The sequence below is a fragment of the Streptomyces sp. NPDC054975 genome (assembly GCF_053609105.1).
Genome location: NZ_JBSGWV010000069.1, coordinates 1 through 15,679, shown reverse-complemented (window position 1 = coordinate 15,679; position 15,679 = coordinate 1). Strand labels below are relative to the sequence as shown.

The 15,679-nt window shown below is 72.6% G+C and carries 15 protein-coding genes; 12 read left to right on the top strand and 3 right to left on the bottom strand.

Going from position 1 to position 15,679, the window contains the following annotated elements; all coding sequences use genetic code 11:
* Positions 1-9: 9 nt before the first annotated feature.
* Entirely contained in the window at positions 10-996 is a 987-nt protein-coding gene (locus tag ACWF79_RS32505) for an ATP-binding protein (RefSeq protein WP_453731788.1), read from the bottom strand.
* 102 nt (positions 997-1,098) lie between these two features.
* Here ACWF79_RS32505 and ACWF79_RS32500 point away from each other — a divergent pair, with 102 nt between their 5' ends.
* A complete protein-coding gene (locus ACWF79_RS32500) occupies positions 1,099-1,944 on the top strand; it encodes an oxidoreductase (protein WP_453731777.1) in 846 nt (281 codons plus the stop codon).
* A 302-nt stretch (positions 1,945-2,246) separates the two neighbouring features.
* Here the strand turns inward: ACWF79_RS32500 and ACWF79_RS32495 are convergent, their stop codons facing one another.
* On the bottom strand, positions 2,247-3,113 hold the full coding sequence (locus ACWF79_RS32495; protein WP_453731776.1) for an HAD family hydrolase: 867 nt from the start codon (positions 3,111-3,113) through the stop codon (positions 2,247-2,249).
* A 653-nt stretch (positions 3,114-3,766) separates the two neighbouring features.
* Between ACWF79_RS32495 and ssd the strand changes: the two genes are divergently transcribed.
* The 7 genes from ssd (at position 3,767) to ACWF79_RS32460 (ending at position 8,711) form a co-directional block, all read left to right on the top strand.
* The gene (gene ssd / locus ACWF79_RS32490; RefSeq protein ID WP_453731775.1) at positions 3,767-4,813 is read left to right on the top strand and encodes a septum site-determining protein Ssd; all 1,047 of its coding nucleotides are present in this window, start codon (positions 3,767-3,769) and stop codon (positions 4,811-4,813) included.
* The gene (locus ACWF79_RS32485; protein WP_453731774.1) at positions 4,810-5,979 is read left to right on the top strand and encodes a TadA family conjugal transfer-associated ATPase; all 1,170 of its coding nucleotides are present in this window, start codon (positions 4,810-4,812) and stop codon (positions 5,977-5,979) included. Before ssd ends, ACWF79_RS32485 begins: the two co-directional genes overlap by 4 nt.
* Positions 5,976-6,875 (top strand): type II secretion system F family protein, encoded by a 900-nt coding sequence (locus ACWF79_RS32480; RefSeq protein WP_453731773.1) that lies wholly within the window; start codon positions 5,976-5,978, stop codon positions 6,873-6,875. The genes ACWF79_RS32485 and ACWF79_RS32480 overlap by 4 nt, the downstream gene beginning before the upstream one ends.
* Positions 6,876-6,898: 23 nt before the next feature.
* The gene (locus tag ACWF79_RS32475) at positions 6,899-7,666 is read left to right on the top strand and encodes a type II secretion system F family protein (protein WP_453731787.1); all 768 of its coding nucleotides are present in this window, start codon (positions 6,899-6,901) and stop codon (positions 7,664-7,666) included.
* A gap of 64 nt (positions 7,667-7,730) precedes the next feature.
* Complete coding sequence (locus tag ACWF79_RS32470; protein WP_453731772.1) at positions 7,731-7,952, top strand: DUF4244 domain-containing protein; 222 nt, start codon at positions 7,731-7,733, stop codon at positions 7,950-7,952.
* Positions 7,939-8,298 carry a TadE family type IV pilus minor pilin gene (locus ACWF79_RS32465; RefSeq protein WP_453731771.1) on the top strand — a complete coding sequence of 120 codons (360 nt, stop codon included), beginning with the start codon at positions 7,939-7,941 and terminating at the stop codon, positions 8,296-8,298. Before ACWF79_RS32470 ends, ACWF79_RS32465 begins: the two co-directional genes overlap by 14 nt.
* Positions 8,295-8,711: an Rv3654c family TadE-like protein gene (locus ACWF79_RS32460; protein WP_453731770.1), complete on the top strand. Its 417-nt coding sequence runs from the start codon at positions 8,295-8,297 to the stop codon at positions 8,709-8,711. The genes ACWF79_RS32465 and ACWF79_RS32460 overlap by 4 nt, the downstream gene beginning before the upstream one ends.
* Here ACWF79_RS32460 and ACWF79_RS32455 read toward each other — a convergent pair.
* Complete coding sequence (locus tag ACWF79_RS32455) at positions 8,653-11,130, bottom strand: DEAD/DEAH box helicase (RefSeq protein WP_453731769.1); 2,478 nt, start codon at positions 11,128-11,130, stop codon at positions 8,653-8,655. The two genes, ACWF79_RS32460 and ACWF79_RS32455, sit on opposite strands and share 59 nt — an antisense overlap.
* Before the next feature lie 79 nt (positions 11,131-11,209).
* Between ACWF79_RS32455 and ACWF79_RS32450 the strand changes: the two genes are divergently transcribed.
* The 4 genes from ACWF79_RS32450 (at position 11,210) to ACWF79_RS32435 (ending at position 15,620) form a co-directional block, all read left to right on the top strand.
* On the top strand, positions 11,210-11,563 hold the full coding sequence (locus tag ACWF79_RS32450; protein ID WP_453731768.1) for an STAS domain-containing protein: 354 nt from the start codon (positions 11,210-11,212) through the stop codon (positions 11,561-11,563).
* A 92-nt stretch (positions 11,564-11,655) separates the two neighbouring features.
* Positions 11,656-12,114 (top strand): ATP-binding protein, encoded by a 459-nt coding sequence (locus ACWF79_RS32445; protein WP_453731767.1) that lies wholly within the window; start codon positions 11,656-11,658, stop codon positions 12,112-12,114.
* Positions 12,115-12,379: 265 nt separating this feature from the next.
* Positions 12,380-14,800: a sodium-translocating pyrophosphatase gene (locus ACWF79_RS32440; RefSeq protein WP_453731766.1), complete on the top strand. Its 2,421-nt coding sequence runs from the start codon at positions 12,380-12,382 to the stop codon at positions 14,798-14,800.
* 187 nt (positions 14,801-14,987) lie between these two features.
* Entirely contained in the window at positions 14,988-15,620 is a 633-nt protein-coding gene (locus ACWF79_RS32435) for a small secreted protein (protein WP_453731765.1), read from the top strand.
* The last annotated feature ends 59 nt before the right edge of the window (positions 15,621-15,679 follow it).

Here is a 15,679-nt window from a genome sequence, read left to right as displayed (position 1 = left end):
GGGCGTCCCTCAGGTGGGCTGAGGGACGGCAAGCTCCTCGCGGAGAACGAAACCGGGGTCGACCTGCGCCGCCAGGTCGGCCCCGGTCTTGGCGTTGCCCCAGCTCTCCGCGTTCCTCAGGTGGAAGTGGACCATCTGGCGCGTGTACCGCTCCCAGTCGCGATGGGCGTACGAGTCGTCCGCCGCGTCCTGGAGGGCCTGGAGCGCCATCCGGTTGTCCGCCTCCAGGAGTTCGAAGCGGGAGGCGCGGCCCTTCTCCATCGCGCGGACCCAGTCCGAGTGGCCCACCGTCACCAGCAGGTCGTCGCCCACCTCCGCGCGCAGGAAGTCCACGTCGTCCGGGCCCTGCACCTTGTTGCCGACGACCTTGAGCGAGACGTCGAAGTCCCGTGCGTACTCTTTGTACTGGCGGTAGACCGACACGCCCTTACGAGTCGGCTCGGCGACCAGGAACGTCATGTCGAAGCGGGTGAACATCCCGGAGGCGAACGAGTCCGAGCCCGCCGTCATGTCGACGACCACGTACTCGTCCACCCCGTCGACCAGGTGGTTCAGGCACAGCTCCACCGCTCCCACCTTGGAGTGGTAGCAGGCCACCCCCAGGTCCGACTCCGTGAACGGCCCCGTCGCCATCAGCCGGATGTCGCCGTCGTCGAGGCGCACGGTCCGCGCGCAGGCGTCGTACACGGGGTTGTCCTCACGGACCCGCAGCAACCGTGAACCCTCCCCCGGCGGGGTCGTCTTGATCATCGAGTCCGCCGAGGTGATCCGCGGGTTGGAGCCCCGCAGGTACTCCTTGATCATCGGCAGATGCGCGCCCATCGCGGGCAGCGCCGCCGCCTGGGCCTCGTCGAGCCCGAGCGCGGTCCCGAGATGCTGGTTGATGTCGGCGTCCACCGCGACGACGGCGGCCTCGTTGGCGGCGAGATGGCGGATGAAGAGCGAGGACAGCGTGGTCTTGCCGCTGCCGCCCTTCCCTACGAAAGCGATCTTCATGTTCACGAAGCGTAGCGTCATGATTGCTCCATGTGGTCAAGGTCCGTGAAGAAGACCACTCCAAGGTGGGGTGGGCGGCCGGGGCGCGTAGCCTCGCTACTTATGAGTACGCACGCCTCTGACCCCCTGGCCGCCCTCGGCTCCCTGCCGGGCGTCGCCGACTCGGTGGACTCCGTACGCAAGGCCGTCGACCGGGTCTACGGACACCGCGTGATGCGGCGCCGCAGCAACGAGATCACCTCCGAGGCCGCCCTGCGCGGGGCGCGCGGTTCGGCCGCGCTGTCCGGCGCCGACTGGGCGCTGGAGGAGGTTCGCCGGCGCACCGACTTCGGAGGCGACGCCGAGGCGCGGACCGTGGGCGCCGCCCTGCGGCTGGGCGCCGAGGCGGGCCAGCTGCTCTCCATCTGGCGCCAGTCGCCGCTGCGGGTGCTCGCCCGGCTGCACCTGGTCGCGGTCGGTGACGCGGCGCTCGGGACGGCCCCGGGCGACGTGGCCGATTCGGTCGGCAGGCCCCGGCAGCTCGGCGAAGCGGTCGACGAGCCCCTGATCGAGGCGCCCCTGCCGGACCCGGCGGAGGTCGCGGGGCGGCTCGACGGACTCTCCGAGCTGATCATCGCGGGCGGTACGGCCCCGGCGCTGGTGACGGCGGCCGTGGTGCACGGCGAACTGCTCGCGCTGCGCCCCTTCACCTCGTACAACGGCCTGATCGCCCGGGCCGCCGAGCGGATCGTGCTGATCGGCAGCGGGCTCGACCCCAAGTCGATCTGCCCGGCCGAGGTCGGTCACGCCGAGCAGGGGCGGGCGGCGTACGTCGCCGCGTTCGAGGGGTACCTCTCGGGGACTCCGGAGGGCATGGCCGCCTGGATCGCCCACTGCGGGCGGGCCGTGGAGCTCGGGGTCCGGGAGTCGACGGCGGTCTGCGAGGCGCTGCAGCGCGGCGCGGCCTGAAAATCCCCCACACAAGGGTTGCGGCGGTACCAGTCCTGGTACCGCCGCTGGCACGTCTGCCGAGTTACCAAGCGTCCTCGATATGTGCCCATCAGGCGGGGAACTTTGCCCGTCGCCTGGTGCGGCTGGCCCGTAATCGACGGGTCGACGTCGCGTGGGTGCTCAGCTTCTGTGCGTGGTCCGTGGGGCCTTCTTGCTCAACAGGTGATCCTCTCGGATGTCCTAGGTCTCGCGGGCCTGATTCCTTTCTACTCCTGTCGAGTGGGATGCGAAAGCCCTGGCCCCACTTCTTTACTTTCGTATCAAATCCGGGCAAAGCGATCGGCAAGAGCGGAGTGCCGCCGCCGGTTCGCGTACCAGACCAGTCCGGCCGTCGCCGCGGCCGCGCCCACGGCGGCGGCGGCGAGGAGCGCGGGGCGCGGCGGCATCCGGAACGCGGGCAGCCGCTGCTTGAGCCGGACCGGCTTCTCGAAGGACAGGATCGGCCAGTCCCGGGCGATGGCCTCCCGTCGGAGCGTGCGGTCGGGATTGACCGCGTAGGGGTGGCCCACGGACTCCAGCATCGGTACGTCCGTCGCCGAGTCGCTGTACGCGTAGCAGCGGGAGAGGTCGTAGCCCTCCGACTCCGCGAGCTCGCGGATAGCCTCCGCCTTGGTGGGGCCGTAGGCGTAGTACTCCACCTCGCCGGTGAAGCAGCCGTCGTCGCCGACGACCATCCGCGTGGCGACGACCCGGTCGGCGCCGAGCATCTCACCGATCGGCTCCACCACCTCGGCGCCCGAGGTCGAGACGATCACGACGTCCCGGCCGGCGGCGTGGTGCTCCTCGATGAGGGACGCGGCCTCGTCGTAGATGATCGGGTCGATCAGCTCGTGCAGGGTCTCGGCGACGAGCTCCTTGACCTGCGAGACGTTCCATCCTTTGCAGAGCGCGGAAAGGTATTCCCGCATCCGCTCCATCTGATCGTGGTCGGCGCCGCCCACGAGGAAGACGAACTGGATGTAGGCCGTCCGCAGGACGGCGCGGCGGTTGATCAGTCCGCCTTGGTAGAAGGACTTGCTGAAGGTCAGCGTCGAGGACTTCGCAATGACCGTCTTGTCCAGGTCAAAGAAGGCGGCTGTGCGCGGCAACGAGTGGTTTTCCACGAGCTGAGCATAGGTGCCCGCCATTCGGCGTACGCTCGGGCGTGTGGGTTTGCCTGAGAAGGCTCTCGGGTACACCATGGAAGTCACGGATCGTTCGCGACCGTGCTAACCCGGTCCGGCTCCTCCCCCCCCGAGTCGGCCGGAGAGACGACCCCCGCTCTCCCCCCCGGCGGGGGTCGTCGCATGTCCGGACGCGTTTTCGCCCTTCGGATCTTCATCTCTCCCCCTCTCCGCGGCCGAGTGGCCGCGATGGCGTGATGCCCTCGGTTCGTCACTCAGCGTAGCGGTCGCGCTGCTCTCCGGGCATCCCCGGTATGGGGCACGGGGATATTCACAGACGCTGGGTTATCCACAGTTTTCGAGCAAGATCCACACGATTTCCGGGACGGCGCCACGGTGATTCCGACCGCGAACTCCGCGGACGGAAGGAATCACCGATCTCGGCCGCGCTACGGGCGAGGGCGGGATCGCATCGACAGGGGGCGTGTGCTGTGGCGGGAACCATGACTTACGGAACGGCGCGGGGTCCGAGGTCGGACCGGGCCTGGAGGACGGACGGGGCCTGGAGGGCGGGCAGGACCTCGGAAGTGGGCAGGGCCTCGGGAGCGGGCCGGGCTTCGCGGACGGGCAGGGCGGAGGGGGCGTCCGGTTCCGGCCGTGCGGCCGGGCCCCTGATCGTGACCGAGGACCTCGCACTCCTCGACGACCTCTTGCGGCTGTGCGCCGCCGCGGGAGCCGAGCCGGAGGTGCACCACACGGTGCCGGAGCACCGTGCGAGCTGGGGTGAGGCGCCGCTCGTCCTGGTCGGCGACGACGCCGCGGCCCGCTGCCGTGGGGCGGCGCGCAGGCAGGGGGTGATCCTCGTCGGGCGGGACCGTGACGATCCCGACGACCCCGAGGTGTGGCGGCGCGCCGTCGAGCTCGGCGCCGACTGTGTGCTGCGGCTGCCGGACGCCGAGAGCTGGCTCGTCGACCGCATCGCCGACGCGGCCGAGGGCGCGGGCCGGCCGGCCCTGACCGTCGGCGTCATCGGCGGACGCGGCGGAGCCGGGGCCTCCACACTGGCCTGCGCGCTCGCGCTGGCCGCAGCAAGGACCGGGCGGCGCACCCTGCTCGTGGACGGCGACCCGCTCGGCGGCGGGCTCGACGTCCTGCTCGGCGGGGAGCGCGTCGAAGGCCGGCGGTGGCCCGACTTCGTCGCCTCCAAGGGGCGGGTCGGCGGCGGCGCCCTGGAGGAGTCGCTGCCCTCGGTGCGCGGGCTGCGGGTGCTCAGCTGGGACCGGGGGGACACGGTCCTCGTCCCGGCCGAGGCCATGCGCGCGGTGCTCGCCGCGGCGCGCAGGAGGGGCGGCATCGTCGTCGTGGACCTGCCCCGCCGGATCGACGAGGCGGGGACGGAGGCGCTGGCCCAGCTCGATCTCGGACTCCTCGTCGTGCCCGGCGAGTTGCGGGCCGTCGCCGCGGCCCACCGGGTCGCCTCCCTCGCGGGCGGGGTGCTGAGCGACCTGCGTGCCGTGGTGCGCGGACCGTATGCGCCCGGGATCGACGAGCAGTGGGTCGCTGACACCTTGGGGCTGCCGCTCGCGGGGGAACTCCCGCACGATCCGGGCCTCCTGGCCGCCCTCGACAGCGGGGCTCCGCCCGGCGACGAGGCGCGCGGACCGCTCGGCCGGTTCTGTGCCGCGTTCTGGGAGCGCGCGCTGGCCCCCGAGGCCGTCTCATGACCGCCACGGCGTACGAGGGCGGTGCGGGGCTCCTGGAGGCCGTGCGGCAGCGGCTCGCCGAGAGCGGGGCCGAGCCGACACCGGCCAGGGTCGCGGCGGCGCTGCGGGCGCAGGGCCGGCTCCTGGGCGACGCGGAAGTCCTCGGCGCCGCCGAGGCGTTGCGCAGCGAACTCGTCGGCACCGGACCGCTGGAGCCGCTGCTCGCCGACCCCGCCGTCACCGACGTGCTGGTCTCCGGCCCCGACCAGGTCTGGGTCGACCGGGGCGCCGGACTCGAACTGACCGGGGTCCGCTTCCCGGACGCTCCGGCCGTGCGCCGGCTGGCGCAGCGGCTCGCGGCGGTCGCCGGGCGGCGCCTGGACGACGCCCGGCCGTGGGTGGACGCCCGGCTCCCGGACGGGACCCGGATGCACGCGGTGCTGCCACCGGTGGCCGTCGGCTCGACGTGCCTGTCGCTGCGGGTGGTGCGGCCCCGGGCCTTCTCCGTGGAGGAGCTGACCCGGGCGGGCACGGTGCCGCCCGGCGGGGAGCGGATCCTGCGCGCCCTGATCGAGGCCCGGGTCTCGTATCTGATCTCCGGTGGGACGGGCTCGGGGAAGACGACACTCCTGTCCACGCTGCTCGGCCTGGTCGGCGAGAAGGAGCGGATCGTCCTCGCCGAGGACTCGGCCGAGCTGCGGCCGGACCATCCGCACGTGGTGCGCCTGGAGGCGCGTCCGGCGAACCAGGAGGGCGCGGGTCTGGTGACCCTGCGGGACCTGGTCCGCCAGGCGCTGCGGATGCGGCCGGACCGGCTCGTGGTCGGAGAGGTGCGCGGCGGGGAGGCCGTCGATCTGCTGGCCGCTCTCAACACGGGCCATGAGGGTGGCTCGGGGACGCTCCATGCCAATACGGCGGCGGACGTACCGGCGCGCCTCGAAGCCCTCGGGACGGCCGCCGGACTGGACCGGGCGGCGCTGCACAGCCAGTTGGGGGCGGGGCTGTCGGCGGTGCTGCATCTCGTACGGGACCGGGCGGGCCGTCGGCGGATCGCGGAGATCCATGTCCTGGAGCGGGACCGGGAGGGGCTGGTGGTGACCGTGCCCGCGCTGCGCTGGGGAGCGGCCGGGTTCGAGCGCGAGCGCGGCTGGGAGCGGCTGCGGTCGCTGATCGGGGGCGGGTCATGAGCGGTGACCAGTGGGTGGTGGCCCAGGGTGCGGCGGTGCTGTGCGCCGGGGCCGCGCTGTGGCGGGTGGCCGAGCGGGAGCGGGGCCTCCGTCGGGCGCGCGTGGTGCTCGCGGGCGTCGGGGTGCCGGGGGCCGCGGGGGACCGGGGGGTCATGGAGCGGACGGGGCCGTCGTGGCGGGCGGTCGGGGAGCGCTGGTGGGCCGCCGTGCGGGGGCGGCGCGCCTGGCTCTGTCTGCCGGTGGCGGCGGTTCTGGCGGTTCTCGGGGAGTCGCCGCTGCCCTTGGTGGCGGGGGTGCTGGCGGTGCCGCTGGTGGGGCGCCGACTGCGGGCCGTGGCGCTCCGCAAGGAGCGGGAGGCGCGGTCCGACGCGGTGGTGGGCCTCTGCGGCACCGTCGCGGCCGAGCTGAGGGCGGGCCGGCAGCCCGCTCGGGCCTTGCTGTTCGCGGTCAGGGCCACCGGGGCGCTCGGGCCGCAGGAGGAGGCGGAGGTCCTCGCGGCGGCCCGGTTCGGCGGCGATGTGGCCCAGGCATTGCGGAGGGCGGCGCGTCAGGACGGGGCGGACGGGCTGGCCGGCCTGGCGGCCTGCTGGCAGGTCGCGGTGGACGGCGGCGCGGGACTGGCCGCCGGGCTCGACCGGCTGGAGGCCGCGCTGCGGGAACACCGGGACCAGCGGGAGCGGCTGAGGGCCCAACTGGCCGGGGCCTGGGCGACGGTGGCCGTCCTCGCCGTACTCCCGGCCGTCGGGCTCGTGCTCGGTTCGGCGCTCGGGGCGCGCCCGCTGTACGTGCTGCTGCACACGCCGGTGGGTCTCGGATGTCTGGCCGTCGGAGCGGCCCTGGAAGCAGCCGGCTTGTGGTGGGCGGCCCGGATCGTCCGAGGAGGGGAGCGCGTGTGAGCGCGGCGGCGTTGCTTGCGGGCCTGGGCGGGGAGTTCGTCCACAGGCTGTGGGTGGCGGTCGTGGTGGTCGCCTCGCTCGCCTGGGCGGCCTGGGCGGTGGCCGACCGGCGGCGCGAGCGGCGGACCCGGAAACGGATCGAGGCCCTGCTGGACCTCCGGCCCGCGCGCGGTCGACGGCTCGGCAGCCGATGCCCGTCCTGGCTGCGGACCTGGGCGGTCCCCCTGGTGGCGGCGGCCGTCGGCTGGGCCCTCGTCGGTGGGCTGTTGGGGATCTTCGCGGGTGCCGCTGCGGGCTGGGGCGTACGGCGGTGGCGTGTGCGCCGCGCTCCGGCGAGCGGTGACGAGGAGGAGGCCGCACGGCAGCTTCCACTCGCGGCCGACCTGTTGGCGGCCTGCGCGTCCGCGGGAGCGGGGCCGGGCGAGGCGGCGGAGGCGGTGGGGAGGTCGCTGGGCGGACCGGTCGGCGAGCGGCTGACGCGCACGGCCGCGGAGCTGCGGCTCGGCGGCGAACCGGCCGATGTGTGGCGGAGGTTCGGCGAGATACCCGGCGCGGAGGGCCTGGCCCGCTGCCTGGAACGGGCTGGCTCCTCCGGGGCGCCCGCCGCCGAGGCCGTCTCACGACACGCGGCCGACCTGCGCGCGGACCGGGCCCGCAAGGCGGCGGCACGGGCCCAGCGGGCCCAGGTACTGATCACCGCCCCCGTGGGGCTCTGCTTCCTGCCCGCCTTCCTGGCGGTGGGAGTCGCCCCGGTGGTGATCGGCCTCGCGACGGGCCTGCTGCGGAACTGACCGAAGACGAACCAGAAGACATGTCCGAAGAAGACGAAAACAACGATGACGCATGGGGGTTGGCATGGCGAGGACGCAGAGGCAGCAGCGGCGGTGGGCGGGTGCCTGGTGGCGGGCCCGGCGGGCCGCTGCCCGGGGCGACGCGGGGATGACCACGTCGGAGTACGCGATGGGGACCATCGCGGCGGCCGGGTTCGCGACGATCCTGTACAAGATCGTGACCAGCGGTTCGGTCTCCGGAGCGCTGGAGTCCGTGATCGGCAAGGCGCTCGATGCGCCGTTCTGACGACCGGGGCGCCGTGACCGTGGAGGCGGCGATGGTCCTGCCCGCGCTGGTGGTCTTCACCATGGCCCTCGTCTGGGCGCTCGCCGCCGCGGCGGCGCAGATCCAGTGCGTGGACGCGGCGCGGGCCGGTGCGCGGGCGGTGGCCAGGTCGGAGCCGGTCTCCGGCGCCGAGGCCGCCGCCCGGGCCGCCGCGCCGGAGGGCGCCCGGGTCTCCGTCACCCGTTCGGCCGAGCTGTGGCGGGTGACCGTGGAGGCCCCGGCGCCCGGGCCGGGCGGGATGGGCCTGACGCTGCGCGCCGGAGCGGCGGCGCTCGCCGAGGACACGGTGGGGGTGACGGCGCCATGAGCGGCACCCCGGCCGGAGATGCCGCAAGGACGGGGGTGGCCCGGGTGCGGGGCGCCGGGCGCGATCGGGGCGTGGCGACGGTGTGGACGGCCTTCGCGGCCTGCGTCCTGTGCGTGGTGTTCGGGGCCGTGCTCGCGCTGGGGCAGGCGGTGGCGGCCCGGCACCGGGCGGGCGGGGCGGCGGACCTGGCCGCGCTCGCCGCCGCCGACCGGGCTCTGTGGGGCGACAAGGCCGCCTGCGCGGCGGCGGCCCGGGTGGCGGCCGCGCAGGGGGCGGCCGTGCTGCGGTGCTCGGTGCGGGGCGACCTCGCGGACGTGACGGCGGCGGTGCGCCTCGGGCCGTACGCACCGGCGGTCAGGGCGCGGGCGGGGCCTCCTGGGGCTCTGCCGGGGCTTCCCGCAGCAGTTCCGTGAGCAGGCGCACGGCGCCGCGCTTGTGGAGCGGGTCGTTGCCGTTGCCGCACTTGGGGGACTGGATGCACGAGGGGCAGCCCGCCTCGCACTCGCAGGAGGCGATCGCCTCCCGGGTGGCCGTCAGCCAGGCGCGCGCGGTGTGGAAGGCCCGCTCGGCGAAGCCCGCGCCGCCCGGATGCCCGTCGTAGACGAAGACGGTGGGCAGCAGGGTGTCGGGGTGGAGCGGCACGGACACCCCGCCGATGTCCCAGCGGTCGCAGGTGGCGAAGAGCGGCAGCATGCCGATGGAGGCGTGTTCGGCGGCGTGCAGGGCGCCGCCGAGGATCTCCGGGTTGATCCGGGCGGCGTCGAGCTGGTCCTCGGTGACCGTCCACCACACGGCCCGGGTGCGCAGGGTGCGGGGCGGCAGGTCGAGCTTGGTCTCGCCGAGCACCTCGCCGGTGATCAGACGTCGGCGCAGGAAGGAGACGACCTGGTTGGTGACCTCGACGGAGCCGTAGCAGAGGCGGCCGGCTCCCCAGGGGATCTCGGTGTCGGTGTCGAGGACGGAGACGGAGGTGGTGTCCCGGGCGGTGGTCGAGTACGGCGGGGCGGCCTCCTCCACCAGGGCCACGGAGTCCTTCAGGTCGAGGGTCTTGACCAGGTACGTACGGCCCTGGTGGAGGTGGACGGCGCCCTCGTGGACGGCGGTGTGCGAGGCGGCCTCGTCGACCGTGCCGAGGAGGCGGCCGGTGGCGTCCTCCACGATCTGGACCGGGCTGCCGCCCCCGCCCCGGATGTCCGTCAGGTCGGCGGCCCGCTCGCGGCGGGTCCAGTACCAGCCGGCGGAGCGCTTCCGGAGCAGTCCGGCGGCCTCCAGCTGGGGCAGCAGGTCGGTGACGGCCGGGCCGAAGAGGGCCAGGTCGGCGTCGGTCAGCGGCAGCTCTGCGGCGGCGGCGCACAGATGCGGGGCGAGGACGTAGGGGTTGTCGGGGTCGAGGACGGTCGACTCGACCGGCTGCTGGAAGAGCGCCTCGGGGTGGTGGACCAGGAAGGTGTCGAGCGGGTCGTCCCGGGCGACCAGGATCGCCAGGGCGCCCTCGCCCGAGCGCCCGGCGCGGCCCGCCTGCTGCCACAGGGAGGCCCGGGTGCCCGGGTACCCGGCGATCACCACGGCGTCCAGGCCTGAGACGTCCACGCCCAGCTCCAGGGCCGTCGTGGCGGCCAGGCCGAGGAGCTCGCCCGAGTGCAGGGCGCGCTCCAGGGCCCGGCGCTCCTCGGGCAGGTAGCCGCCCCGGTAGGCGGCGACCCGGCGGGCCAGGGAGCGGTCGACCTCGGCGAGGCGCTCCTGCGCGATGACCGAGATCAGCTCGGCGCCGCGCCGGGAGCGGACGAAGGCGACGGAGCGGACGCCCTGGACGGTCAGGTCGGTCAGCAGGTCGGCGGTCTCCGCGGTGGCCGTGCGGCGTACCGGAGCCCCCTGCTCGCCCTGCAGCTCGGTCAGCGGCGGCTCCCAGAGGGCGAAGACCAGTTCGCCGCGCGGGGAGGCGTCGTCGGAGACCTCCGTGACCGGCAGGCCGGTCAGCCGGCGGGCGGCGAGGGCCGGCTCGGCGGAGGTGGCGGAGGCGAGCAGGAAGACGGGATCCGCGCCGTACCGGGCGCAGACACGCCGGAGCCGGCGGAGCACCTGGGCGACGTGGGAGCCGAAGACGCCCCGGTAGGTGTGGCACTCGTCGATCACGACGTAGCGCAGGGAGCGCAGGAAGGAGGACCACCTGGGGTGGGAGGGGAGTATGCCCCGGTGCAGCATGTCGGGGTTGGTTAGCACGTAGTTCGCGTACTGGCGGACCCACTCGCGTTCCTCGACGGGCGTGTCGCCGTCGTAGACGGCGGGCCGGATCCGGTTGCCGAGCGGGGCCGCCAGCTCACGGACCGCGCGGCGCTGGTCGGCGGCGAGGGCCTTGGTGGGCGACAGGTACAGCGCGGTGGTCCCCCGGCCGTTGGCGGCCTCGGAGCCGTCCAGGAGGGTCGACAGGACCGGGGCGAGGTAGGCCAGCGACTTGCCCGAGGCGGTGCCCGTCGCGATCACCACCGATCGGCCGTCCAGGGCGTGCTCGGCGGCCTCCGCCTGGTGGGCCCAGGGGTGCTCGATCCCGGCTGTCCGGATCGCGCTGATCACCTCCGGCCGGATGCGATGCGGCCAGACTGCATGGCGACCCTCTCGGGCGGGCAAGTGCTCCGTATGAGTGATGCGCGCGGCCCGGCTCTCGCCCGAGGAGAGCCGGTCGAGGACCATGCCGGGGGAGGGGCGGCTGCCCATGTCCCCGGCTGGACGACTGGGGTGGTGATTCTTGGCCATCGGCACCGAGTGTGTCACTGGCGTGACGGACAATGCCCCCAAGGCGTCGTGCATGGCTGCTGGTAAGTGATTGAATGCCATCGCGGCTGGCGATCCGTCCCCCGACTCCGCCGGGGAGACTTGAGGGGCGACCGCTCGATAGCAAGGTGCTGGAGGATCCGTGGACCTGGCCCTGTCGACTCGCAATGTGTCCGGCCCGAGTGGCGACCGTACGGTCGTCGAGGTCGGTGGCGAGATTGATGTGTATACCGCGCCCAAGCTGCGCGAGCAGTTGGTCGAGTTGGTGAACGACGGCAGCTACCACCTGGTTGTCGACATGGAAGGCGTGGACTTCCTGGACTCGACCGGCCTCGGCGTGCTGGTGGGCGGCCTGAAGCGCGTGCGCGCGCACGAGGGCTCGCTGCGCCTGGTCTGCAACCAGGAGCGCATTCTCAAGATCTTCCGGATCACTGGTCTGACCAAGGTGTTCCCCATCCACACCACGGTCGACGAGGCCGTCAACGCCACCGACTGACGGTCGGCCGAGGCCGGAAGAAGGAGTGGAGAACCGGGCCCGACACGCCCGGTCCTCCGAGTTGCCCGCCCAGATGTCTCCAGGGGGACCGCATGGCCACCGTTGAACTCCGCTTCAGCGCCCAGCCCGAGCACGTCCGCACGGCCCGCCTCGTGGCGGCCGCGGTGGCGCGCCGGGCCGGTGTGGACGAGGCGGTCCTCGACGAGGTCAGACTCGCCGTCGGTGAGGCGTGCTCCCGCGCGGTCGGGCTGCACCGCAGCAACGACGTCACCACGCCCGTCCGGGTCGTGCTGACGGAGGAGGAGAAGACGTTCTCCATCGAGGTCGGCGACGAGGTGCCGGGCGCGGGTGTGGCGGCGGCCGATGCCGCCGGTGTGCCCGGCGCGCGGGACGAGGCTCCGGCCGAGGAGTTCGACGACGCCGACGGCGAGGACGAGATGGGTCTCGCGGTGATCCGCGGGCTCGTCGACGACGTCGAGGTGCGGGCGGGCGAGGAGGGTGGAGTCATCAGGATGAGCTGGCCGATCGCTCAGGCGGTCGCGCTCCCCTGACCGATCCCATCCGGCCACTGCGGTCACCGCGGTCACTGCGGCCGCTCCGGTCGAACAATTCGAGATCATGAAAAGAGGCCCTGCCGAGCAGGGCCTCTTTTCATTTCTCTAGATCATCGATCATGTGTCAATGCTTTTGGCCCATTACCGCATTCGGTGGGAAGATCGTGGCAATGGTGAATTCCGTTTGCGGCGCCCTGTTTTGATCAGGTTCTGCTCCCTACAATCCGTCCACATCTTGAGCTCGCAACGTCAAGGAGGACGAATGGCGGGGCTCTTCAACCCAGAACTGACCGGACACCCCACTTCTCTCGCCGCAGCGGTACTCACGGACGAGAACCGTACGATCGTGATCGTCATCGCGGCCGTCGCACTCGCGGCCCTGCTCGTCGCCCAGGTGCTGACCCGTCAGGTGCTGGCCGCCGGTGAGGGCACCGACTCGATGAAGAAGATCGCCGCCGCCGTGCAGGAAGGCGCCAACGCCTATCTCGCACGGCAGTTGCGCACCCTCGGGATCTTCGCCGTCGTCGTGTTCTTCCTGCTGATGCTGCTTCCTGCGGACAACTGGTCGCAGCGCGCCGGGCGTTCTCTGTTCTTCCTGGTGGGTGCCCTTTTCTCGGCGGCCACCGGTTACATCGGCATGCGGCTCGCCGTACGGGCAAATGTACGAGTGGCCGCAGCCGCGCGAGAGGCGACCCCGGCACCGGGTGAACCGGAAAAGGATCTGACGGCCGTCTCGCACAAGGCCATGAAGATCGCTTTCCGTACGGGCGGAGTGGTCGGCATGTTCACCGTGGGCCTCGGCCTGCTCGGTGCCTCCTGCGTCGTCCTCGTCTACGCGGCCGACGCGCCCAAGGTGCTGGAGGGCTTCGGCCTGGGAGCGGCGCTCATCGCCATGTTCATGCGTGTCGGCGGCGGCATCTTCACCAAGGCCGCCGACGTCGGCGCCGACCTCGTCGGCAAGGTCGAGCAGGGCATCCCCGAGGACGATCCCCGAAACGCCGCGACCATCGCCGACAACGTGGGCGACAACGTCGGCGACTGCGCGGGCATGGCCGCCGACCTCTTCGAGTCGTACGCCGTCACGCTCGTCGCCGCCCTCATCCTCGGCAAGGCGGCCTTCGGTGACCTCGGCCTCGCCTTCCCGCTGATCGTCCCGGCGATCGGCGTGATCACCGCGATGATCGGCATCTTCGCGGTCGCCCCACGGCGCACCGACCGCAGCGGAATGTCCGCCATCAACCGCGGCTTCTTCATCTCCGCCGTGATCTCCCTCGCCCTGGTCGCCGTCGCGGTCTTCGCCTACCTGCCGTCCTCGTACGCCGACCTCAAGGGCGTCACCGAGGCCGGGATCCAGAACCACCCCGGCGACCCGCGGATCCTCGCCCTGGTCGCCGTCGCCATCGGAATCGTCCTGGCCGCGCTGATCCAGCAGCTCACCGGCTACTTCACGGAGACGACCCGGCGCCCGGTCAAGGACATCGGCAAGTCCTCGCTCACCGGGCCCGCCACCGTGGTCCTCGCAGGCATCTCCATCGGCCTGGAGTCCGCCGTGTACACGGCCCTGCTGATCGGCCTCGGGGTCTACGGTGCGTTCCTGCTCGGCGGTACGTCGATCATGCTGGCGCTGTTCGCGGTCGCCCTGGCCGGCACCGGGCTGCTCACCACGGTCGGCGTGATCGTCGCCATGGACACCTTCGGCCCGGTCTCCGACAACGCGCAGGGCATCGCCGAGATGTCGGGTGACGTCCAGGGCGCGGGCGCGCAGGTCCTCACCGACCTCGACGCCGTCGGCAACACCACCAAGGCCATCACCAAGGGCATCGCCATCGCCACCGCCGTCCTGGCGGCGGCCGCGCTCTTCGGCTCGTACCGCGACGCCATCGCCACCGCGGTCTCCGACGTCGGGGCCAAGGCCTCCGAGATGAACCTCTCGATGGACATCTCGCAGCCCAACAACCTCTTCGGCATGGTCCTCGGCGCGGCGGTCGTCTTCCTCTTCTCGGGGCTCGCGATCAACGCGGTGTCGCGCTCGGCCGGCGCGGTGGTCTACGAGGTGCGACGCCAGTTCCGCGAGCACCCCGGGATCATGGACTACACCGAGAAGCCGGAGTACGGGCGCGTCGTCGACATCTGCACCAAGGACGCGCTGCGCGAGCTCGCCACGCCCGGGCTGCTCGCCGTGATGGCGCCGATCGCGGTCGGCTTCACGCTCGGCGTCGGCGCGCTCGGTTCGTACCTCGCCGGTGCCATCGCGACCGGCACCCTGATGGCTGTCTTCCTCGCCAACTCCGGCGGTGCCTGGGACAACGCCAAGAAGCTGGTCGAGGACGGCCACCACGGCGGCAAGGGCAGCGAGGCGCACGCCGCGACGGTCATCGGCGACACCGTCGGCGACCCGTTCAAGGACACCGCCGGACCGGCCATCAACCCGCTGCTGAAGGTGATGAACCTGGTCGCCCTGCTGATCGCGCCGGCGGTCGTGCAGTTCAGCTACGGCGACGACGCGAGCGGCGGCATGCGGTCCCTGATCGCGATCCTCGCGATCGTCGTCATCGTCGCCGCGGTCTACGTCTCCAAGCGGCGCTCCGTGGTGGTGGGCGACGACGCGGACGACGACCTGGGTGACGAAGGCAACGCCGCGCGGCGCTCGGCGCACTCACCGGATGCTCCGGTGATTTCGTAACACCAGGTCAGAAGGCGGGCGGACAGCATGCTCTGACGTGTTGTCCGCCCGTCGCGCGTCCGGCGTGAGACGTGTCTCCCTTGGTGCAATCGGCTGCAATAAGGGATGAATCCGTCGCACGAAAGGTGGATGGCGCCCGCTCGGCGTGTATGTTCCGGGGCCGAGAGCCTTGGAAGGGACCGATCCGGTGAACAAGAAGCTTGCTGTCGCGCTGTCAGGCGCCGCTGTGCTGGTGCTCACGCTGTCCGGCTGCAGCGACGACGGCGACAAGGTGAACGACTGGGCCAAGACGGTCTGCGACCAGGCGAAGCCCCAGATCCAGAAGCGGGCCGACGCCCAGCAGCTGATCATCTCGACGGCTGCCGACGGCAAGCCTGCGGACATCCAGGCCGCCGACTCGAAGGCCTTCCAGGACATCGCCGACGCGGACCGGGCCCTCGCCAAGTCCATCGAGGGCGCGGGGGTGCCGCCGGTCGACAACGGCGAGAAGCTCCAGCAGGACGCGGTCAGGGAGCTCAACGCCACGGCGGTCGCGTACCTGGGGCTGAAGAAGCAGGTCGACGAGCTCGACCCGAACAACCAGCAGAAGTTCGCGGACGGTCTCCAGGGCGTCGCCGACGGCCTGAAGAAGATCGAGAAGATGGACCAGGACGCGCTGGCCAAGCTGCAGTCCGGGGAGCTGGGCACGGCCATGGCGAAGCAGCCGGGCTGCCAGAAGGCCACCCCGTCGCCCGCCGCGACCTCCCCGAAGGCGGGCTCCACCCCCTCGGACAAGGCCTCCGTCAAGCCGTCGGGTTCGGCGAGCAAGAGCTCGGAGTAGCGTCGGCAGAGCCGCGCGCACGTCGGCATGCCTGGAGAGGCCCCGGACGGGCACACGCC